This window comes from Rubidibacter lacunae KORDI 51-2, assembly GCF_000473895.1.
Classification (GTDB): domain Bacteria; phylum Cyanobacteriota; class Cyanobacteriia; order Cyanobacteriales; family Rubidibacteraceae; genus Rubidibacter; species Rubidibacter lacunae.
This window is the reverse complement of sequence record NZ_ASSJ01000035.1, coordinates 36,561-58,077: the sequence shown is the minus strand read 5'-3', so window position 1 is coordinate 58,077 and position 21,517 is coordinate 36,561. Positions and strand designations below refer to the sequence as shown.

General features: G+C 56.0%; 17 protein-coding genes. 8 read left to right on the top strand and 9 right to left on the bottom strand.

Translation table 11 applies throughout. The annotated features are described in order from the left end of the window. Positions 1-48: 48 nt before the first annotated feature. Both KR51_RS05885 and KR51_RS05880 read right to left on the bottom strand, forming a co-directional pair. Positions 49-498, bottom strand: a complete 450-nt coding sequence (locus tag KR51_RS05885; protein WP_022605850.1) for a DUF2358 domain-containing protein — start codon at positions 496-498, stop codon at positions 49-51. Between the two features lie 49 nt (positions 499-547). Continuing rightward, positions 548-1,315 (bottom strand): MBL fold metallo-hydrolase, encoded by a 768-nt coding sequence (locus KR51_RS05880; RefSeq protein WP_022605848.1) that lies wholly within the window; start codon positions 1,313-1,315, stop codon positions 548-550. Between the two features lie 672 nt (positions 1,316-1,987). Here KR51_RS05880 and KR51_RS05870 point away from each other — a divergent pair. Then, the gene (locus KR51_RS05870) at positions 1,988-2,215 is read left to right on the top strand and encodes a DUF2811 domain-containing protein (RefSeq protein WP_022605846.1); all 228 of its coding nucleotides are present in this window, start codon (positions 1,988-1,990) and stop codon (positions 2,213-2,215) included. A gap of 142 nt (positions 2,216-2,357) precedes the next feature. After that, positions 2,358-3,767, top strand: coding sequence for a protoporphyrinogen oxidase (hemG, locus tag KR51_RS05865; protein WP_022605844.1), 1,410 nt, complete (start codon positions 2,358-2,360; stop codon positions 3,765-3,767). Between the two features lie 215 nt (positions 3,768-3,982). Here the strand turns inward: hemG and aroB are convergent, their stop codons facing one another. Continuing rightward, on the bottom strand, positions 3,983-5,113 hold the full coding sequence (gene aroB, locus KR51_RS05860; RefSeq protein WP_022605840.1) for a 3-dehydroquinate synthase: 1,131 nt from the start codon (positions 5,111-5,113) through the stop codon (positions 3,983-3,985). A 1,076-nt stretch (positions 5,114-6,189) separates the two neighbouring features. Here aroB and KR51_RS05855 point away from each other — a divergent pair. After that, entirely contained in the window at positions 6,190-6,906 is a 717-nt protein-coding gene (locus KR51_RS05855) for a lipid-binding SYLF domain-containing protein (RefSeq protein WP_022605837.1), read from the top strand. Between the two features lie 541 nt (positions 6,907-7,447). After that, entirely contained in the window at positions 7,448-8,440 is a 993-nt protein-coding gene (gene ppk2 / locus KR51_RS05850; RefSeq protein WP_232214541.1) for a polyphosphate kinase 2, read from the top strand. Between the two features lie 122 nt (positions 8,441-8,562). Here the strand turns inward: ppk2 and KR51_RS05845 are convergent, their stop codons facing one another. Then, on the bottom strand, positions 8,563-8,943 hold the full coding sequence (locus KR51_RS05845) for a response regulator (protein WP_022605835.1): 381 nt from the start codon (positions 8,941-8,943) through the stop codon (positions 8,563-8,565). 3 nt (positions 8,944-8,946) lie between these two features. Then, the gene (locus tag KR51_RS17335) at positions 8,947-12,543 is read right to left on the bottom strand and encodes a PAS domain S-box protein (RefSeq protein ID WP_022605834.1); all 3,597 of its coding nucleotides are present in this window, start codon (positions 12,541-12,543) and stop codon (positions 8,947-8,949) included. Between the two features lie 264 nt (positions 12,544-12,807). Here KR51_RS17335 and murG point away from each other — a divergent pair, with 264 nt between their 5' ends. The 4 genes from murG (at position 12,808) to KR51_RS05815 (ending at position 16,484) form a co-directional block, all read left to right on the top strand. After that, complete coding sequence (murG, locus tag KR51_RS05830; RefSeq protein ID WP_022605833.1) at positions 12,808-13,866, top strand: undecaprenyldiphospho-muramoylpentapeptide beta-N-acetylglucosaminyltransferase; 1,059 nt, start codon at positions 12,808-12,810, stop codon at positions 13,864-13,866. 30 nt (positions 13,867-13,896) lie between these two features. Beyond that, complete coding sequence (locus tag KR51_RS05825; RefSeq protein ID WP_071783213.1) at positions 13,897-14,439, top strand: DNA-3-methyladenine glycosylase; 543 nt, start codon at positions 13,897-13,899, stop codon at positions 14,437-14,439. A 304-nt stretch (positions 14,440-14,743) separates the two neighbouring features. Further along, a complete protein-coding gene (locus tag KR51_RS05820; protein WP_022605831.1) occupies positions 14,744-15,439 on the top strand; it encodes a response regulator transcription factor in 696 nt (231 codons plus the stop codon). 193 nt (positions 15,440-15,632) lie between these two features. After that, complete coding sequence (locus KR51_RS05815; RefSeq protein WP_022605829.1) at positions 15,633-16,484, top strand: ABC transporter ATP-binding protein; 852 nt, start codon at positions 15,633-15,635, stop codon at positions 16,482-16,484. Between the two features lie 50 nt (positions 16,485-16,534). Here the strand turns inward: KR51_RS05815 and KR51_RS05810 are convergent, their stop codons facing one another. The 4 genes from KR51_RS05810 to KR51_RS05785 all read right to left on the bottom strand — a co-directional run bounded on the left by KR51_RS05810 (position 16,535) and on the right by KR51_RS05785 (position 21,274). Continuing rightward, positions 16,535-18,067, bottom strand: coding sequence for a cryptochrome/photolyase family protein (locus KR51_RS05810; RefSeq protein WP_022605826.1), 1,533 nt, complete (start codon positions 18,065-18,067; stop codon positions 16,535-16,537). Between the two features lie 414 nt (positions 18,068-18,481). After that, the gene (locus tag KR51_RS17330; RefSeq protein WP_051358088.1) at positions 18,482-18,907 is read right to left on the bottom strand and encodes a hypothetical protein; all 426 of its coding nucleotides are present in this window, start codon (positions 18,905-18,907) and stop codon (positions 18,482-18,484) included. Positions 18,908-19,610: 703 nt separating this feature from the next. Next, positions 19,611-20,384 carry a phycobilisome rod-core linker polypeptide gene (locus KR51_RS05790; protein WP_022605825.1) on the bottom strand — a complete coding sequence of 258 codons (774 nt, stop codon included), beginning with the start codon at positions 20,382-20,384 and terminating at the stop codon, positions 19,611-19,613. A 308-nt stretch (positions 20,385-20,692) separates the two neighbouring features. Then, on the bottom strand, positions 20,693-21,274 hold the full coding sequence (locus tag KR51_RS05785; RefSeq protein WP_022605824.1) for a 5-formyltetrahydrofolate cyclo-ligase: 582 nt from the start codon (positions 21,272-21,274) through the stop codon (positions 20,693-20,695). Positions 21,275-21,517: the final 243 nt, after the last annotated feature.

Below are 21,517 nucleotides of genomic sequence, written 5' to 3'. Positions count from 1 at the left end.
AAGCGGTGGCTAGCTTTTCGCTGCGGCATCCGGCTCGACTCCGCGGGACTAGTTCGCGCCCGATCGCGGCCAAAACTGCTGGAGAATTTCGCGTGGGCTGCGGTTCCAGGTGTCGACGTGGCGGTATATCTTGCCGCGCTCGTCGAGCGTATAAGTCGAGTTGCCGCCGAACCATAGATCGGCACGCCACGGTAGCCGCAAGGTGCCGCGCACGGTCCAATCGACTTTAATCATGTTTTCGGTATCTCGGCGAATGTCGTGGACGTCGAAGTGAATCTCGGTGAAAAATAGTCGGGCGTGGAAGCGTAGGGTCCAGAAGATAATGCGGTAGTTGAACTTGTATTGGAATGTGTTGACGGGGTCTTTAAAAAAGATATTGCCTGAATAGATGCTGTAATCGATGTCGCGGACAAACAATGTGGGCAAGTCGCAACGTAAGGTCGCGATCGCCGTCTCTACGGCATCAAATTCGCTTTTGGTCGAAGAAATTTTTTTCATACGCGATCGCGTCTGGCATTCAACGCGCCCTGTTGGAAACTGGCGGGGCTTATCCAGCTGGAGCCGTAAGGTCGAGCGCGAGCGGGCATCCAGGTTCCGGCTCTAGCACCTCCGTCGCTAGTTTTTCTCGTGCAAGGCACGATCTCAACTCATCGATGCTGCCTTTGGTCTGCAACAGCGACGCCAGTGCGCCGCTGTAATGGATATCACCCCCCGCTGCGGTCGGTAGCATAACTTGCGGGCGCAACCACTGGGCGAGCTTGAGCGCGCTGCCCCGACCATTGATAATCGGTCCGGCCAGCGGCAGCTCCAAGTTGACCACCGGATTGATCGCCACGTCAACGGGTGCGAACTCCTTGACTGTCTCAGGCGGAAAGCCATGCGGTTCGTAGTAAAGCGTATGGCCAGTTGTCAGATCCTTCAAGAGATAGGCATTCTCTCGAGTTGGTCCGATGGGGGCACCCGTCAGGGCGCGGACTTCGACGCGATTGTCGAGCGAAAACTTTTCCCCCGGCAGTAGCTCGTTCACCGATTCGAAGCCGAGAGCGCGGGCCACTCGGGCAGCATTCGCGGAGCCAACCACGGGGGTCGACTTGTTCAAGACCTGCAATGTCGGCTTGTGAGCGTGGTCTGCAAGCCCCTGGGACAGCAGAATCAAGTCCGAATCCTCTAGGAGTAGTGCTTGCGGGCGCTTGCCCTCAAACAACCACGGCAATCCCGCAAAGACCAGCGAGCCAACCAGCCAAGGATCGACTAAAATGCGCTGCCCTCCGATCCCGATCGACCAACTGTTGGCACCGTAGTACGTTAGCTCCACACAGACAGTTCGAGAGAACTCGAACGAATTCAACGATACGAGTGTAAAGGAAGTGTGAAGATTTTGACTCTGCAATCAGACAGATCGGGCGATCGCCACGCATTCCCGCCCTGTGTTCTCCATTTCACAAGCCATCGAGAGTGCGGTAGCAAATTTTACCCTAGCTTCCGACAGGCGCGAACTAGTAAGTGCGTTCTTCAGGGAAACGTGGTTTTCATTTCTTATTTTTTTACGCGATCTTTCAAACTCAATTCCCCATTGCTTCCCCATTCTTTCCCACAGTTTTCCCCAGGGCGCACCAAGGTTATCCACAAGTGAAAACGCAAGAACGTCCCTTGCGGATTGAGCTGGGGAAATCGCGATCGCGGAATCGCACACGGCGATCGCACTTAGTTCAAATTGAGTTATGTAACGAAAAGCCCATTGAAAGTCTCATTCGGTCGTTAGAAATTCTTCAGGCGGCGATCCCAGTTAATATTTCGCAACATTGACAAACCCCTCGAAATGCGCGAAAAATAGATTCCAACGCACAGAGCAAGCTTTTCGCAACGCACTATGCCACAGGGTTCTGGGGAATACATCGGCACTCCTCCAAGACAGTCTGCTCCCAGTGCCTGCTACCACCTAATCCTTGTCAAAACGATTAAGACCCACTTAGATACTCCTAGCACTATGGATAACAACGTCAGTTTGCTTGCTGAAATTCCCGAACAACTTCACGACGCCCTGCTACGCTTTATCGACTTACATCCATCTTGGGACCAAGATCGCGTGTTTTCTGCAGCTTTGTCGCTTTTCCTATTGCAGAACAGTGGTGGAGAGTCTTCACAGTCCTCACCTTATTACCGCGATTGCGCCCAGGTTTATCTCGAAACATTGTTCCAGCAGTCGGCAGCATAGTCGACCTAATCCCTGTGGCGATACCCTCCGCTCGAATTAGGTTGTGTCTAGAAATTGACGCGTGCTGAGGTTCTAATGGCGAGCCTTACTGTCCCCACCATTCCGTACAATTGGCTTTGTTGCTTGTTTTTGAGGTGCGGACGTGCTGGATACGCTCGTAGTTGGGGCAGGTTTGAGCGGATTGAGCGTCGCGCGATCGCTCCAAATGGCAGGGCGCAATGTGCTGGTTGCCGAGGCGCAGGAGCGTGTTGGCGGTAACATTCTCACGCAGCAGAGCGATGATGGGTTTCAGTGGGAGGAGGGGCCAAATAGCTTCTCGCCAAACCGCGAACTGCTCGAACTCGCAGTCGGTGTGGGGCTCAGGGACAAGCTGATTTTTGCAGATCGCCGTTTGCCGCGTTTTGTTTACTGGCGCAATAGTTTGCATCCGGTCCCAATGAGCCCGCCGCGAGCAGTGACGACATCGCTATTGAGTCCCTTAGGTAAATTACGCGCGGTAGCCGGCGCGATCGGATTTGTGCCCCCAGCGCTCTCCGACGAGGAGTCCGTTGCCGAGTTCTTCACGCGCCATTTGGGGTCCGAAGTTGCCGAACGACTGGTTGCGCCTTTCGTTTCGGGGGTTTACGCAGGTGATGTCGAGCGATTGAGTGTCAGCTCAGCCTTCCGGCAAGTCGCTAAGCTGTCCGAGGTCGGTGGCGGGTTGCTTGCTGGAGCACTCCTGACGCGCCGTGGTAAATCCGGCCCTCCTCAAAAGCTCCCTCCAAGGGTTGACCCCAATTTGCCGCGCGTCCAACGCGGTGAGTTGGGGTCTTTCGTCGGCGGGTTAAAAATGCTGCCCGAGGCGATCGCCGCTAAACTCGGCACCAAGCTTAAGCTGCACTGGACCCTAGAACACTTAGTTCGCTGCGAGGGCGGCTATCGCGCCGAATTCGCAACTCCGGAGGGGCAACAGCAGATCGAGGTGCGTTCGCTGGTATTGGCAACACCTGCTTACAGATGCGCGCGGGTATTGCAATCGCTCGCTCCTTCGGCTTGCCAAGCGCTATCCGAAATGCCTTATCCAGCAGTAGCGTGCGTAGTGCTGGCGTATCCGAGCTCGGCGTTTTCCTCTCCTTTACAAGGGTTTGGCAATTTGATTCCCCGCGGACAAGGTATTCGCACGCTGGGTACAATTTGGTCGTCGGCACTTTTCCCTGGGCGAACGCCGCCAGGCTGGGAGATCTTAACGAGTTTTATTGGCGGCGCGACCGACCCCGAACTCGGTACGCTGTCCGCACAGCAAATCGTGGCAGAGGTCCGTCGCGACCTGCAGCGGGTGTTGGTCGATAAAGAACCCAACACCGAACCGCGCGTCCTGGCAGCTAAGGTTTGGCCGCGCGCGATCCCTCAGTACGTGCTCGGTCATAGCGATCGCCTCAACCGCATCCAAATCGACCTCGACCGGCTGCCCGGCTTATATTTGTGCAGCAACTTCACCGATGGCGTAGCGCTCGGCGACTGCGTGCGGCGGGGCTTCGAGACTGCTGAGGCGATCGGACAGTACCTCAACTGAGACAACCGCCAGCTTCAGGGACAACGGACGAGCAATCTCGCACAAGCTAAACGGATCCCCAAATCGACGCAGCGTTGATGGCAGGCATGGAGGGTCGGTTGTTTTCATCATTGCTGCCAGCGTTGACACCCGATTCTGCCGATCCGCTCGCCCCAACTGGCAACAGATGCGCGAGTACGGCCGGCTGTTGGGCTATCTATCCGTTTCAACCGACTTCAACCGTTCCCCATAGCGCCAAGGATTACTTCGCGGAGGCGATCGCGTGGAACGCTATCGGCAATCGTGACGGCACCGATGTGTTGAGGGAGAATAAACCGCACCTTGCCGGCTTTGACCTTCTTGTCTGCTTGCAGCGCAGCCAAGATCTCGTCAGGGTCGAGTGCGAGGGGTATGTGCGTCGGCAACCCAGCTTTTTCGATCGAGCGGGTTTGGCGATCGCAATCCTCAGCATTCCATAGCTCCAGTTTTACCGCCAAGCGCCCGGCTGCCACCATGCCGATCGCGACGGCTTCGCCATGGTTGACCGAACGGTAGCCGGTCAAGCTCTCAACAGCATGGCCGATGGTGTGTCCGTAGTTGAGAATCGCCCGCAGTCCCCCCTCGCGTTCGTCCTTAGCAACAACTTCTGCTTTTGCTCGGCACGAATGCGTGAGGATGTGGTGCAGTAGATCGGCATCGACGTCGCGCAGGCGATCGAGGCGCTCGGCTGCTTCGAGACGCTCGAATAACTCGCGATCCCAGATAATGCCGTACTTGATGACTTCTGCCATGCCTGCTCGCCACTCCCGGGCGGGTAGGGTTCTCAACACGTCGGGGTCGATCGCGACCGCACTCGGTTGGTGGAACGCGCCAATCAGGTTCTTGCCGCGCGGATGGTTGACGCCAGTCTTGCCGCCGATAGCTGCATCGACCATTGCCAGCAGTGACGTCGGGACTTGCACGACGCGCACGCCGCGCAGCCACGTGGCTGCTGCAAAACCGGTCATGTCGCCGATGACGCCGCCGCCTAGGGCCAGAAAGACCGCCGATCGCTCCAGCCGTGCCTTTAGCGCGACATCGTATAACTTGCTGACAGATCGCAGGGTTTTATAACGCTCGCCGGCTGGCAGGATCGCGGTAGTCACCTTACAATTTGCTGCCTCCAATGCCGCGATCGCGCGGTCGCCGTAGTGCTTGAATACAACGGGGTTTGAAACAAGCAGTACCTGTTTCCCCGTCAGCCCCACATCCTGGAATTGCACGCTCAAGCGGTCGAGCAGTCCCGCCGCGATCGCGATCGAATAGGGTTGCTGTGGGAGGTCGACGCGGACGACCGCAGATGCAGGAACAGGCGAGAGGTCTGACATGGGTTCGCGGAGAGGCAATTTCTCCTAGCCTAGCGCTAGCATGCATCAGAGACGCACGCGATGATGCTGTAGGCTGCACTGGAAATGCTCTGGCGTCCTCGTCCAACGTCCATTTTGCGGCAGCGGTTTCAGAGCTCGAAGCTGCTTCGGGAGTCTTTGCAACAGCGAGCTCGGGGGGGGGCAGGTTGAAGGCAACTCGCAACCCGGCTAGAATCTTTCCCTGTTAGGACAAAGCGTATCGTCAGAATCGACTATTGGACCTGTTGTGAGTTAGCCGATAATGCCTCTGGAAAACAGGAAACCAGGCAGTGCCATGCTGACTCTCCAACACGCTCCCCTGCGGGACTATGAAACGACGATCTGTGGCAGCCTGAGCAAGCGAGGGCGATTCCGGGCAGAGTTGACTACAGCTGAATTTATTTCACAACAAGTGTATTTCACTCCTTCCTAGAGAGACACTTATGGCAGATTGGGGTTTGCCACTAATACCTGCTGCAACCACTGCAACAGGTCCAGGCATAAATGCCTGGACCTACCTTGCGATGCGATCATTCCAGGCAGCGTCAAAATCCAGTTGAAGTCAGGCGATTGCTACCCATGAATGGGGAAGCTAAGTTGCTGTCGCATGTCCCTCTCTGGAATGAGGAGACCTACAGCAGCTACATGATTCTTGTGAAGAAGATGTTAGACCTATTGAATAGATTGGTAGCGAAGTAGCCTCTAAATGGGTTGTTTCAAGAAAGAAACCAAACTCTTCCGTCACGAGTCTTCTGTAGAATGAGGAGGCGTATATTGGGTGGATAAAACCATCGCCCAGCAATAGCAGGACGGATTCAAGTTTGTAAAGAAGGTTCGGTTCGCCCTATTCTGTGTGGGTGGATGCGTATTACCCGGCCGGATTCGTCACAGTTTTCGACCGCCCTTCTCGTTCCAACAAGCAATGCTTCTTTGGCAGATTCTTCTTCAGGTGTGCTTTCCCCAATAACCTCTAACAATATGAAGCTAGAGAAACCCGGTAAAATAGACTCGAACCACACCCATTAGAACTAGTTGGCGAGTTCGAGAGAGATAGAGACATGAACTTGAAATACTTAGCATATCCTCTAATTGCACTTGCAATCGGGACAACAGTGACAACTCCTGCCCTAGCCGATCGCGACAGAGAAATCGAGAAAGTTCAAGAGTCTATCCAGGTTTACAAGGAAATGCTTGCCGACCCCGATACTCGGATCCCTACGTCGTTAATTCAAGCGAGTGAGGGTATTGCTATCATTCCCAACGTAGTGCAAGGAGGCTTTATTGTCGGAGGACGTCGAGGCACTGGAGTGTTCGTTCGCCGCCTTCCCGATGGAAGCTGGAGCAATCCTGCCTTTTTAAGCATTACAGGCGGCAGTTTTGGATTGCAGTTCGGCGGAAATTCAAGCGATATCGTCCTCCTATTTGTCAACCAACAAGCCGTGAACGAACTGATGGAGGGTGATTTAGAGTTTGGTGTTAATGTGTCGGGTACAGCTGGACCCGTAGGTGCAAGTGCGATCGATCCGACAGAAGTGGGCGGAGGCGTGCTTTCTTACTCCCGTAGTGCCGGTCTTTTCGGGGGAGTTGCTGTTGAGGGTGGTGAACTGAACTTCAATGACGACCGCAACGAGGATTACTACGACGATCCGACAATTATCCCCCAGGAAATTGTGAACAACTCCAGTTTGAACTCCCCGCCAATTACGCAAAAGCTTTGGCGAGTTTTGTTAGACTCCGAGCGACAAGAGATTGCACCGTTTCGAACAAATAAGTAACTCCGGCTTCAGTCCGAGGGCCGTCCGATCGTCATCTTCAGTAAGGGTGATGGAGGCGGCCTTTTTACAGTTCATCAGCCCACTAAAAACCATCATGGAGGAGCTTAGTCGCAAATGTTGATACGTCTTCTATTTTGCCCTACAAGTACTCAGCATAAAAGTTGGATGCCAACAATTTTTCACACATTGCCACCAGAATCTATCGAAGAGTATTAAACATATAACTTGAAAATGCATCGAAAGAACCGTTGTAAATAGTAGTACTAGGAAACAGTCACACTCATTCGCATTTATTTATGCCTCTTCAGAGAGGTAATTTGTATATTGACGAGCTAATACCTAGCCTCTAAGTCTCGAGTCCATTTTTGCTAAGAATCTAACATCAAACACTCGGATCTGAGGACAGTTGCAAGTCATAGTTTCGATTTTCGACTGCATAAATTTTTGTAACCAATCGATAGCTTTGGTAAAATTCAATACACACGACGGACTCTTTGCTTCTATTATCAATTAATATTATGCTCCTGCGAAGAAACTTGAGATGGGAAATAGTTCAAAAAACAAGGACGGGCTGATGCCCGGTATTGAAGAAGCTGCCTGTTCAGAAGATAAAGGCGCAAAGAATGGCAAGCAGAAAATGGGCAAGCAGAAGGCAAGTAAACAGAAGAAAAATAAGAAGAAGAAGCAGGGAAAGCGCGGGCTCCAAGTCTTAGAGCGCAGAGTGTTTAACTACATGTCCGAGGCCGAAGGCAGCTCTAAACTCCCTAAGAAGTTTTACGAAAGCGAGCTCGCTCGCTTACAAGTCGAGCTAGTAAAAATGCAGTATTGGGTTAAGCATACCGGTACCAGGGTTGTCATTATCTTTGAAGGTCGCGACGCCGCCGGTAAGGGTGGCACCATCAAGCGCATTACCGACCCTCTCAACCCACGGGGATGTCGGGTGGTGGCGCTAGGAACCCCGAGCGACCGCGAGAAAACCGAGTGGTATTTCCAGCGTTATGTGGCCCATTTACCGGCGGCCGGAGAGATCGTCTGCTTCGATCGCAGTTGGTACAACCGTGCCGGTGTAGAGCACGTTATGGGTTTTTGTACTGAGGAGCAATATCGAGAATTCATGCAAACCTGTCCGCAATTCGAGCGGATGCTGGTCCGATCGGACATTATTTTGCTGAAGTATTGGTTCTCCGTCAGCGATGGCGAGCAAGAGCGACGATTTCAGTCGCGTACAACCGATCCGAGTCGTCGCTGGAAGCTCAGCCCGATGGATTTGGAGTCGCGCGATCGCTGGGTCGAGTTCTCCCAAGCTAAGGATGCGATGTTCTCCCACACTAATATTCCCGAGGCACCTTGGTTCACGGTAGAAGCCGATGACAAAAGACGAGCGCGCCTTAACTGCATCAGCCATCTTCTGAGCAAGATTCCATATGTGGATATGACGCCGGAGCCGCTGGAATTAGCACCCCGCAAGAGTCCTCCCACCGACTACGTGCGTCCTCCACTGAACGAACAGTTCTTCGTTCCCCGTCAATACTGAGCCGGAGATCCCCCGAATGCTCTGAAGCGGTCGGTCGTTGCCAGTTAGATGCCGGAGCAACGACTGGAGGGGGTCGCGACCGGAGACAATCGTCGCGACTGGGAGCGATCGTTGGGAGTTATCTAAGTGTTTTGGTGCCGCGCGATCGCGATTTCGATCGTCGCGCGCAGCTCGCGTTCCTTGAACGGCTTGAGGATGTAGCCGTAGGGACGAGTCTGTTTGGCGCGCTGGAGCGTGCTTTCCCCCGCATACGCCGTCAGATAAATCACTGGAATGTCGAACTCTTTGTAGAGGCGTTCGGCCGTTTCGATGCCGTCCATGTCGCCTTGCAAATTAATGTCCATGAGTGCCAGATCCGGTGGGTTCTCCTCGATCGCGGCGATCGCTGCTTCGCCCGACGCCACGCGTCCGACGATCTCGTAGCCCATCTTTTGCAGGCGGCGCGACAAGTCGAGGGATACCACGGCTTCGTCTTCGACGATCAGGATTTTGTTATCAGACACGGATTAGAACCTCCGACGCTCTTGGGGTTGGGGGAACACGACTTCGAAGCACGCGCCCGTTGTATTGGTGACCTGCAGCCGGCCGCGCAGCTGCTCTGCAAGCGAGGCGATCAGGCTCAGACCCAGTGAATTCGTCTCGTTCGAGTCTAACCCCTCTGGCAATCCAACTCCGTTGTCTTCCACGCGCAGGCGCAAGTTGCCGTCTTCAAGAGTGCGAAACTCAATCGCGATGCGACCGCGCCGACCGTCGGGGAAGGCGTGCTTGAGCGCATTTGACACCAATTCATTAATCAGTAACCCGCAGGGAATTGCCGAATCGAGGGTCAGTCGCACGTCGTCGATGTGGGTATCGGTTTCGATCCACGCAGGGTTGGCATTGTATGAGGCGATCAGGTGCTCGGTGAGGTCGCGGATATAGTCGGAGAAGTCGATGTTCGCCAACCGAGCGGACTGGTAGAGCTTCTCGTGAATTAGTGCCATGGAGCCGATGCGATTTTGGCTGTCTTCAAGCAACGCTAGGGCTTGCGGGTCGGCGATTGCCTGCGACTGCAGCGAGAAGATGCTGGAGATGACCTGCAGGTTGTTCTTTACGCGATGGTGAACTTCTTTGAGCAGTAGCTCCTTTTCTTCGAGGGAGGCCTTCAGCTCGCACTCGGCGAGCTTGCGATCGCTGATGTCGCGGCAGACACCAATCGCTTCACCGGTGGCGGTGGCGGTGACAGATAGTTCCTGAACAAACGTACGACCACTACGGTGGAGAGCATCGATCTCGCCGCTCCACTTCCCCGCGGTCAACAATTCGGGGCGTAGCTTAGTGGCAATAGGATCGCTGTCTTCGGACGGATAGTAATCGCACCAGTGGGTACCGAGCAAGTCATGGGTGTTGTCATAGCCGAGCATCTGCACGTAGGCCGGGTTGACGTACTGCAGCTCGTCAGCCGCGTTCACAATGAAGATTCCGTCGGTAGTAGTTTCAATTGCCGTTAGCTGCCGCTGGAGTTGCTCTTGGGCAAGCTGGCGCTCTTTGGCAAGGGCGATCGCGGCGGCGGCGGAGCTAAGCAACCCCACTTCCAGAGGCTGCCATTCGCGCGCTTCGCGGCAGTTGTCAAAGACAATCGAGCCGAAGAAGTTACCGTTGACAAACAGTGGCAGCACCAGAAAGGCGAGGGCATCCTCTGCTGAGAAGAAGTGCCGCTCGCCGGCGGGCAGTTCGGCAACGATGCCCTGGCGGATCTCGCCAGCCAAGAGCCGCGATCGCCAGTCATCCGAAAGGGTGGAGTAATCCAGCTCGGGACGGGCGTTCGGGGGGACGTCGGGGGCGTGCCAGGCCGCGCGTTCGTGCGCGCGCCAGCAGCCGTTTTCGTCGCACGTATTTTCGTAGACGTGGATGCGGCTGGCAGCAGAGACCAACCCGAGGATCGAGATTGCTTCGCTGTAGAGGTTGCGATTGGTGCCAGCAGCCAGCAAACGGCGCTGAACGCCGACGAGGGCAGTCAAGTAGCGCTCGCGGCGTTCGAGCGCTTCCTTGGCGCGTTTGCTCTCGGTGATGTCCTGGGCGATGCCGGCAAGGCGGTAGATGTGCCCGTTGCCATCGCGCACCGGGAACGCGCGATCGTGAATCCAGCGCACCTCGCCGTTGGGACGCTGCAGGCGGTATTCAATATCGTACTCCCCGTACAATTGCAGCGGGAGTGCGGCGGCAACGCGATCGCGATCGTGAGGATGCACGTAGAGCAGCCAATCTTGGGGCGAGCAGTAAGCGGTTTCGAGGCTGCGTCCCCATGTCTGCTCATACGCGGGCGAAACGTAAATCGCTTCTTGGCGGCTGAGGTCGGTCATCCAGAATACTTGCTCGATATTCTCGGCGAGTTGGCGGAACTTCTCCTCGCTTTCGCGGAGGGCGAGCTCGGCTTGCTTGCGTTCGGTGATGTCGATGCCGACAGACACGGCTGCGCTGCCCTGGCGGTATTTTTGAGCGGCAATCAGATACGTGCGGGCAGTGCCGTTCGTTTGGGTCGCGATCGTCTGACTGGCAGTTTGCCGGGAGCTAGCCAGAAAGTCGCGCATAAAATTGGCGTAGCTGGGACTAGTTTTGAGGAAGCCCAACTCCTGTCCGACAAGGTCTTCGGGGGTGAGGTTGAGGGTCTGTGCCATACGTTGATTGACGCCCAGATAGCGTCCGTCGCGACCGACCCAGGACACAAACCCCGGCACGGTATCGATAACGGCACGCAGTCGATCTTCGGCTTGCTTGCGCTCGGTAATATCGTTGAGCGTACCGGTGGTGCCCACAATCGCACCATTGGCATTGCGGCGCGCGCGCGCGGCCAGCTCCAGCCAGCAGTCCCCGCCGCTGCAGGTATGGAAGCGGATTTCGTAGCGGCAGGTGTCTTTCTTCGCCGCCAGGAGCGGCGCGAAGTGCTGGCGGTGGCGGGTTTGTTCGTCGGGATGGACGAACTCGGCGATCGGGCGACCGAGATTGCGTTCGGTATCAAAGCCGGTCAGCTCCGTCCAGGCCGGGTTGAGAAAGGTCCAGCATCCGGCAGCATCGGTCTGAAAAATGACTTCCTTAAGCCCGTCTACGACCGAACGGCATTTCTCATCGCTGGCTTGCAGCTCGGCTTCCACCCGCTTGCTGGTGCTGATATCGCGAGCGATGGTGGCGATCTTGAGCGGGTTGCCCGTGGTGCAATCGCGAATTAGGAACGCGTTAATCGACACCGGAATCTGGCGATCGCCGCGGCCGCGCAGTACCGTTTCGCCGTTCCACTGGCCGCGATCTCGCACGACGGGCAATACCTCGCGGTCGAAGCACTTGGCAAGGTTGGGGCCGAGGTAATCGGCGATCGTGCCGCTGGCGGCTTCGGCATCGACGAGACGGCAGCCAGCCGGGTTGAGAAATTCGATACGCCCGTCGAGATCGGCAATGCCGATGAAGTCGGTGCTGTTCTCAACCAAGGCAGCTAACTTTTGGCGCTCGACCTCCGCGCGCTGGCGCTGGGTGATATCGGTCGCCACACCGAGCAGGCAGCGCTGGCCGTCCAAGTCCAAGCAACGACCGGAAATAAACCAAGTGCTCTTGTTTCCGTCTTTTCCAACGAGCGTAGCTTCTGTGCTGGCTTCACCGCAGGCAAAGGCCGCTTCGATGTGCGCGCGCAACCGAGATCGCTCGCTCGGCGCAAACAGCACCATCGGATCGAGTCGCTCGATATCTTCGCTGGTATAACCGCAGGCGCGCTCCAGTTGGCGATTCCAACGCAGCAAATGATTGTCTTCGGCAAGAATGAAAAATGCGCCGGGAAGACTGTCGACGATCGTGTCGGAGAGATTCTTCTCGTGCAGGAGTTTTTGCTCGACGCGATCGCGATCGCTATGACCGGACGAGCGCTCGCCAAGACTAGCAGGCAGCTCCTCGACAAGAGCTTGTAGCTCGTCAGCCAGCAGACGGCGCCGGCGCCGGTCGAGGTCAAGTTGGGTGCGGAGCGTTTCGGGGTCGATCGTGCCTTCTGAATCGGCAGTTTGCAGCGAGCGTAAGTGAGGCGAGTTGGGGATGCGCCGGGCAACAGCTGCGATGCGGTCTAGCAAGTGCTGGTAGTTCATACGCCGATGGAAAGTAACGATGCCGATCGCGTTACCACGAGCATAGCTGCAGTTGCTCGGGGCGTCAGTGTGCTCTCGGCTGTCAGTTAGCTGCTTAGGTATATTACTGAAAGCGTTATTACTGGAAGCGTTCGCGACCCAGACGGTTCGAGCGGGCCGTAGCGCGATCGCGGACGAGTGCTGTTAGCGCACAAGACTGCTTTTGCTAGGGCAATCGGCCGTCTGAAGCGCGCAATTAAAGTGTTGACTGCAAGCGGAGGCATTGTGGCACCGACGCGATTGTTAGTTGCGGCGAGCGGGACGGGCGGACACCTGTTTCCAGCTCTAGCCGTTGCCGAGCAACTGAGCGACTGGGAGATCGAGTGGTTGGGCGTGCCCAATCGCCTGGAGACGAAGCTGGTGCCAGCGTGCTATCCACTGCGCACCGTGCCCGTGGAAGGTCTGCAGTCGCGATCTCCCTTGCGGCTGTTGCGGGCGTTGGGGTTGTTGGGACTATCGACGCTGCAAGTGTGGCGATTGCTGCGCGATCGCCGCGTGGATATAGTTTTTACCACGGGCGGATACATCGCGGCTCCAGCAATTGTGGCGGCACGGCAGCTGCGCATCCCGGCACTGTTGCACGAGTCGAATGCAATTCCGGGACGGGTGACGCGCTGGTTGGGGCCGCAATGTCAGACGGTCGCGTTGGGTTTTGCGGATGCGGCAAAGCGGCTGCCGCGCTGCCAGACGGTGTGGACGAGCACGCCTGTACGCGAGCGCTTCCGTTCCCCGCAACCACTAGCATTACCGGTGCCGGAGAACGCACCGCTGATTGCCGTGGTAGGCGGGTCGCAGGGAGCGGTCGCGGTGAATCGACTCGTGCGCGCGTGCGCTCCAGCTTGGTTCGCAGCCGGGGCGACGGTGGTGCACCTCACGGGCGAGCGCGACCCGGATGCAGGAACGATGAAGCACCCACAGTATGTGGAGCTGCCGTTCTACGACAACGTAGCCGGGCTGTTCCAACGCGCGGATTTGGCAGTGTCGCGGGCGGGGGCGGGAACGCTGACGGAACTTGCCTTCACCCGCACGCCCTCGGTGTTGATACCATTTCCCTTTGCAGCCGACGACCATCAGGCGTATAACGCTGCTGCATTTGCCAGTGCTGGAGCGGCAGTAGTTTTGTCCCAGGCGAATTTGGAGCGCGATCACCTGCAGACTGCGGTGCTGGAATTGTTGGGCGATCGCGAGCGACGCGCGGCGATGGCCGCGCGGGCGGCGAGCCTGGCGGTACCCGAGAGTGCCGAGCAGTTGGCGGCATTAGTGCGGGCGGCAGTGGAGCGCTAGATGGCCGCGACAACGAGAACGAGCGCGCCGATGCCATTGGACCCGAGTTTCCTTCAGCGGGAGCCAGCGATCGTGGCACGGGAATTGCTAGGTGCGTATCTGGCGCGGCGGCTGCCTGCCGGAGAAACGGTGTATCTGCCGATCGTGGAGGTGGAAATTTACGAAGGATTTAAAGACAAAGCCTCCCACGCCCACCGAGGACGGACACCGCGCAATGCTGTGATGTTCGAGCCGGGCGGCTGCTTCTACGTGTATTTGTGCTACGGCGTGCACTGGTTGCTGAACGCGATCGCGGGACCGGCAGACTACCCGGCGGCAATCCTGTTGCGCGGGGCGGGAGCGATCTCCGGACCGGGACGGCTGACGAAGCACCTGCAGGTCGATCGCACTCTAGACGGACAGTTGGCAGTGCCGAAGTCAGGATTGTGGTTCGCGGAGTCGGGAATTACAGTGGCCGAGGAAGAGATCGAATACCTTCCACGAGTCGGGATTGCCTCAGCTGGGGAGGAGTGGGCCCACAAACCATTGCGATTGGTATGCCCCCAGATTTCTGCGATCTCTGCTGCACGATAAACTGCTAGTTATTAACAATGTCTGAGTGTTACTAGAACTGCACCCACCAGGTCGATCGATAATGCCGATGTCAGCAAGCCAATGGAAGCAACCTCCGGCAATCCGGGTCATTTCTAGGGAAAAGCCTCAATTTGCAGCAGCATTTAATTCGAGCAACATCTGCACATGTTTTTTGCACTTATGCTGTGACACGCGATCGCGGCTGCTACATTGAGAAAGGTAGCCAGCCGCTGGTAGCAGCTCGGCAGCGGAAATCGCAGCAGCAGAGCGGCTGGGAAGACAGCGGAACTGGAAATCAGCAGTTATGACCGAATCCGTCGAATGCAACATCCTCCTTGTAGATGACGAAGCTGGTTTACGCGAAGCCGTTTGCGCCTACTTCGAAGACGAGGGATTCCAGATTGTCGCAGCCAGCAATGCCATCGACGGCTGGGAACTTGCCCAGCAACGCCCCCCGGACCTCATCATCAGCGACATCATGATGCCCGGTGTGGATGGCTATCAGTTTCTCGCACAGTTGCGGGACGACCCGCGCTTCGAGTCCGTACCGGTCGTCTTTCTAACCGCAAAGGGTATGACTGCCGATCGCATTCAAGGTTACGAGGCAGGTGTTGATGCCTACTTGTCCAAACCCTTCGATCCCGACGAACTAGTAGCGATCGCGCGCAATTTGATCAACCGCCGTCGCGCGGCAACCGATCCGACCGATTCCGTTCACCTGGAAACCATTTCCCAGCAGATTGCCGAACTGAGAGGGCTGCTCGGTTCCCAACCGAGCGTTGTCGCGACGCCGTCTTCCGTGCAAGTTGACCTAACCCCACGCGAGCAAAGCGTGCTCGATCTCGTTGCTGAAGGGCTGATGAACAAGGAAATTGCCCGGCGCCTCAATACCAGCGTTCGTAACGTCGAGAAATACGTTAGTCGCTTGTTCGGTAAAACCGGCACCAACAGCCGTACCGAACTCGTGCGCTACGCACTCAAACACGGCTTAACCGAGTAACTCCAACCCACCCTCCCAATCAAGCGGCTCCAGTAAATTGGGGCAGGATAGACTGGGGTGCGGTATACAGGCCTAGCCGCCGTAGGGAGCATGCGGTACATTGCACGTGGAGTTTTAGCTACGTTATCAGCTTCGCGTTACTAACGTCCTCTTACTGTTACTAATGTCCTCTTACTATCGTTAATTGCGATTGATGGGTCCAGCAATTTCTCTGCAAGACGTCCGCAAAGTTTACGATCGCGTGCCGGTCGTCGAGGGACTGTCGTTTGCCATCCAACCGGGAGAAATGTTCGGACTCCTCGGCCCGAATGGTGCGGGGAAATCGACCACGATCCGCATGCTGATTGCGCTGACGCGTCCGAGTCAAGGGTTGGTGGAAGTTGCAGGTTTCGACGTCACGCGCCATCCCGCGCGCGTCAAAGCGAATATCGGTGTCGTGCTGCAACAGACCAGCGTCGATACCGAACTGACCGTGTGGGAGAATATGGAATTTCACGGGCGGATGCACCATATTCCCAACCCGCGCCGTCGCAAGGCAATCTCGCAGTGGCTGGAGTACGTGCAACTCGAGGATCGCCGTGACAGCCTCGTCAAAACCCTCTCCGGTGGCATGAAGCGCCGCTTGCAGATCGCGCGGGCCTTGCTCCACGACCCGAGTATCCTCTTCATGGACGAGCCGACCGTCGGTCTCGATCCGCAAACGCGTCTGCGCCTCTGGGAAATCGTCCGCGATCTCAACGGCAACGGCAAGACCATCCTGCTAACAACGCACTACATGGAAGAGGCCGCGTTTCTCTGCGATCGCATTGGCATTATGGACGCGGGCAAGTTCATCGAGTCGGGTACCCTGGCAGAACTGCGGCAGAAATACGGCGAAGGTTTAATCGTCAAGCAAACGGCCGATCGCCTGACCTCTGAGCTGTTTCCAACTTTGGAGGCTGCCAGCCAACATCTCGACTCCCTTCCGGACCGGACGGGCGTCATGTGCCGCCCGTCCAACTTGGAAGATATTTTTGTCGAACTGACGGGCCGGAGACTCGATTAAATACCCCAATCAAATAAATATCCGCGCCGCTTGCTACAGGTGTTGCTGGGCTAGGTTCCCTCGGCAGTCGGTGCTGTCTGCCAGGTGCGGGCGCGCTCGCGAATAGCTGCCTTTTCGTCTGCAGTCATCTTATTTAAATGGCTCAGGACGAGGTTCATACGACCTTGCGAACGCAGTTTGTCCTCGTGACGGAGTAAAAAATCCCAATAGAGGGCGTTAATCGGGCAGGCATTGTCTCCCGTCCGTTGGGTGTGGTTATAACGGCAGCCCTGGCAGTAGTCGCTCATCTTATTGATGTAGTTTGCCGAAGCCGCATAAGGTTTGGTGGCGAGCTTGCCACCATCGGCAAACAAACCCATGCCGAGCACGTTGGTTTGCATCACCCAATCGTGGGCGTCGATAAAGGCGGCGTGGAACCATTGCTCGACGGCTTGCGGATTGAGTCCGGCAATCAGCGAATAGTTGCCGAGCACCATTAGCCGTTGGATGTGATGGGCATAGCCAGTGCGCTCGACTTGCTGCAGGGTTTGCTGAAGGCAGTTCATGTCCGTTTGGCTGCTGTCCCAGAGGAAATCCGGGAGCGGTTGGGCGTGATCGAACCAGTTTTCTTCGGCGTAGTCCGGTGGGAACGTGCAGTACAAACCTCGCATGTACTCGCGCCAGCCCAATACTTGGCGGATGAAGCCCTCAACGCAGTTCAATGCCAAACTGCGATCGCGATAGGCTGTTTCGGCAGTGGCGATGACTTCGCGCGGATGCAGCAAGCCGAGATTGAGGTAGGGCGACAGCAGTGCGTGCCACATGGTCTCTTCACCTGTCACCATGGCGTCTTGATAGGGTCCGAACGTCGGCAGGCGATCGCGTACAAATCCCTCCAACGCTTGCAGTGCCTGCGATCGCGTTACTGCCCAGTGGAATTCATCCAAGCTGCCGTAGGTCGCACCGTCAAAGTTCTTGACAGTGGCGATCGCTTCTTGAGTAATCGCGTCCGGTTCGAATTGCAGCGGTGCCGGCGGTTTGAGTCCGCGTTTCGGCGGCTTGCGATTTTGCTTGTCGAGATTCCAGGTCCCGCCTTCAGGTCGGTCGCCGGCCATCAGCACGTCGTAGCGCTTTCGCATCTCGCGGTAGAAATCTTCCATAACCAAGCGCTTGCGCCCGTCGGCCCAGTTGCGAAAGTCATCGCTGCTACAGAGAAAATGGTTATTCGGAAGAACGGCAACCGTGCAGCCGAGAACGAGTCCGTCAATAAGTTGCTGAAAAGGGCGATCGGCTGGCTCCATGACGTACAGCGTGTCGAGGGTATACCGGGCGACCCAATTCCGCAAGGGTGTCTGAAAGTCATCGGCGATCGCATAGGTCACCGACCAACCCTCCGCGTGCAGCTCCTCGGCAAAGTGGCGCATGGCCGACCACACGAGCACGAGCTTCTGACGGTGATAGCGGCGCTGCCGGACGTAGTCGCGCGATTCGACGAAAATCACGGGAGTCGTCTCGCGGGCATCGGAGCGTGCGGCAAGCGCTGCCTGCCCTATCCACAGCTGGTCGCCCAATACCCAAACACCGATCGAGTCCGCCCCTACCACGTGCTTGCCTGCCCTGCTACTCGGAATTCTTGCTGGGTGCAATGTTACCCATGCTTTTGGTGCATAGCACCTATAGCTTTAGCAACGTTAGCGGCAGAACCGCTAAAGAAACCAAAAGGACAGCTATTTCATCAGAATCTAGCGATCCAAGCGGGTAAAGTAACCAACATTAAGCGAACTAGGACTTCGACGGGTCGAATGGGCTGAATAAAGGTCCAAACCCGTCCCGATGCAAACCAAGGACAACTTTGAGCTGTTTTCTGAGGAACCGCAAAAGGCGTCGCTTCCTAGCTGTTAAGACACCCACCTTTGGCTTTGCCTTCGGATCCACTCCATCCCACCTTGAAACGTATTCAGACTGCATGGGGGTGGTTGAGAAGAGCGGCAAATCGGACAGTCGCTTGGCAATAATCATTAGAAGCACTTGTGCAGAGGATCCGTAGATGCCGACGCGACATCCGACATCTTTCGGGTCGGGAACGCGATACCAACGCCGAGACTTTCTCGCCTCGGGGAAGCCATTTTCTCGATAGAAAATCCATTTTCCGGGCTGAGCACTCTGAAATAGAGTTCCGGGCTGAACTGGTAGAAGCCATGACCCATAAGATTGTTGGATGGGGTAAGACCGAGGTAATGTCCTCCCACCTCGACCATGCGCATGCAGTTTGCAATCGCAACCGGGAAGTTAAATACGTGTTCTAACGTTCCACCGTCGATCGCAACGGTGTATCGGGCGTGGTAATCTTCAGAGATCGGCTGGTTGAAGTCATGTTCGCATGTCGCGCCTTCGTAGCCTGAATAGTCGAAGGAGTCTATGCTCTCGGCTCCAAGAAACTTCAAAAGTTCCTCACAATAGTTCTCGTTACAGATCGCCTCAAGCCGTGTTCAATCGAGGTCGCGATAGTTGAATTCGCTTCCAAAAGGTTGCGGAGTTCGTCGGTACTCACGAAGATGTTTTGCCTTCCGATCGTCGCGACCCTCGTGAAATCGACATTCGATGACTTGGCGTGAAGCAGGAATCTCAATCCATCGAGGTTAATACCCACCGGTTTGTTCGAGCCTCCAATATGAGTTCGTTCCTGCTCATTGGCATCGAGCTTTGGCGGGAACTACGCGCTCTGCCGTGTAATCGCGGCCGTCTCTGCGCTAGACAAGAATACTAGGGCTCGCTTCGAACCCACAATAATCATAAATCCTCGTGAGCCGCCTGCCAAAATGCAGACGGCGATCGCACTAGCGAACGTCCAAGCGAACCACTTGAGGAACCCCCCTCACATTCGGTACGGCCAACCCCAAACCGATCGTCGGTCTATGAAACCGGTGTCGGCTTGGGGTACATCCTAATGTTATGCGGGAACTGCGGTCTCCTCTCCGTCCCAATCGGACAAATAGAAAAACTCGTCTGGCGCTCATTACATTTGCTGTCCTGTCCGGAGGGGCAGTCGCAACGGGAGCGCGCGCAGTGCTCGCGACGAATTACCTCCGGATAGGGAACGGCACTTACTGGCTTCGTACTCAAAATACCGTCTTCACAATTGCTGGTTTATAGGGAGATAATTCCCCAAGCTGCCAGAGCAACCGAAAGGGTTACAGCTCCCATAAAGATGGCGATTGCCCAGGCACTGATGCGTGCAAGCGTCTGGTAGGCATTGCTGTAAGGCGGGCGTTGCCAAGACCAGCGGACGTCGTTGACAACCAACCAACGAAAGAGTGGAGCTGGGGTTGCAAAATCATTGCCGACAGCTGCCAACGTGGCAAGATGATCTGAGCCGTAGCGAGGAGTGTGTGCAAATGTCACTTCACCCGAATCCCGCTGGGGTAAAATTCGCCGCCGTTGATAGGGTACGACTTCTTCCCCAAAATTGCTTTGATACTCGTCGCTGTTTAACAAGGCATCGACAAATCCCTGTAAGCCCTCAGTAGCCAGAACGACCGACCAAGCAAACCGCTCCCGTTGTCCGTATACATCGCGACCGAGCAGTCGCTGAACGCACAGATCTACAAAGCGGTAGTTGTTATTGCAATCATAGTTGCGTTCGCGGAATGTCTCGGAGAGCACCAAGCCTTTTACAAAGTCATGAACGGTAATTTGTCTGAACCGGAGTTGCGACTCCAGCGCGCGCTGCCGATTGCTCGAGATAAGCTGCTGTTCGTTGAAGACTTGCCGATATGCAGCAAAAATTACCTCGCTTACCTCTGTAGAAGTCGACGCAGTATCTAGGCTGTAGGCTCTGGGCTGCTCGTCTCCGAACACTTCGTAACCTTCCACACGGTGGTTGCGGCTTGTGGGAGAGTAAGTCAGCAAAGGTATTGACATTTGAACTCCTGTTGTAGTAACGATCGGTCTAGGTTCCGATGTGAAAAAAGCTATGCACCTGTCGTCGAAGAGGGGATTGAGCTAACTGAAGAAAAGCTCGAGCAGAACGCAACTTCAGGAAAACCCTATCGCTTTCTTAAATGCTGCTTTATCACCTCATATTTGGTTACAAGCAAGATGTAAAGGCTTATCCAATTCAGCGCACGAGTCTGCACTCCTTACTTTTAATGAGAATTGCATAGCTTCGCAACGACTGCGCGCTTGGGTTGCCTGGCTTTAATATTTCGTTATACTGCTTTAATATTTCGTCAACTCGGCTCCTGTTGTCCGAATGGTCTCAAGCTGAGTCCGTCCTCAGTGCAAATACCGGACAGCAGTCGATCCCATGCATCGACCGGTAGTTCTGGAACGATTGCGTCGGTAAAGATTGCTGCGATTGCCACCTTGCTCTGCCAAGCGGGTTGGGCTAACAGGCGATCGTAAAACCCGCCCCCATATCCGAGTCGATAGCCTCGCGTGTCGCAGGCTAAAGCTGGAACAATTAGGAGATCTGCTTGGGAGGGTATACAGAGCGGGGCGCAGGCGGATGGTTCGCTAATGCCTACGGCATTAGCGACAAGGGGCTCACCCGGTTGCCAGTAATGCCACGCCAGCGATGCGCCGACACAACGCGGAAATGCCCAGTGTCGCCTTCTGTCGGCTAGAAGCGGTGAAAGGTCGGGCTCGCCCAGATAACTAAAGTAAGATAGGACGACACGGGCGGTTTGGAAGTGCTCCGATGCCTGAAGGTGTGCGCAAAGTCGATTGCTGCGATCCCGCCAGTCGGAGGCAGAACGGGCGCGGCGGGCAGCAAGAAATTGGCGGCGCAGTCGGGTTTTCTCGGCAGTCACGAGAGGTCGCTCGGTGCCAGGATGCTCTGGGGGTCGCAGCGGAGATCGCTAGCGGATTGCAACCCCGCAATCGCTGTCTGCAACAGTCTGAAACCTTGCAATGACGGGTGTATTGAAATCATTACTGAACTGACTAGGGTTACAGAAGTCGTTGTGGACTGAGCCGAGTGCTGGCAGTCCAACTTCAGCAAGATAGGAAACTACCCACTCCAAATTGCGGATCGCGCGTTGAAGTGCTGACTC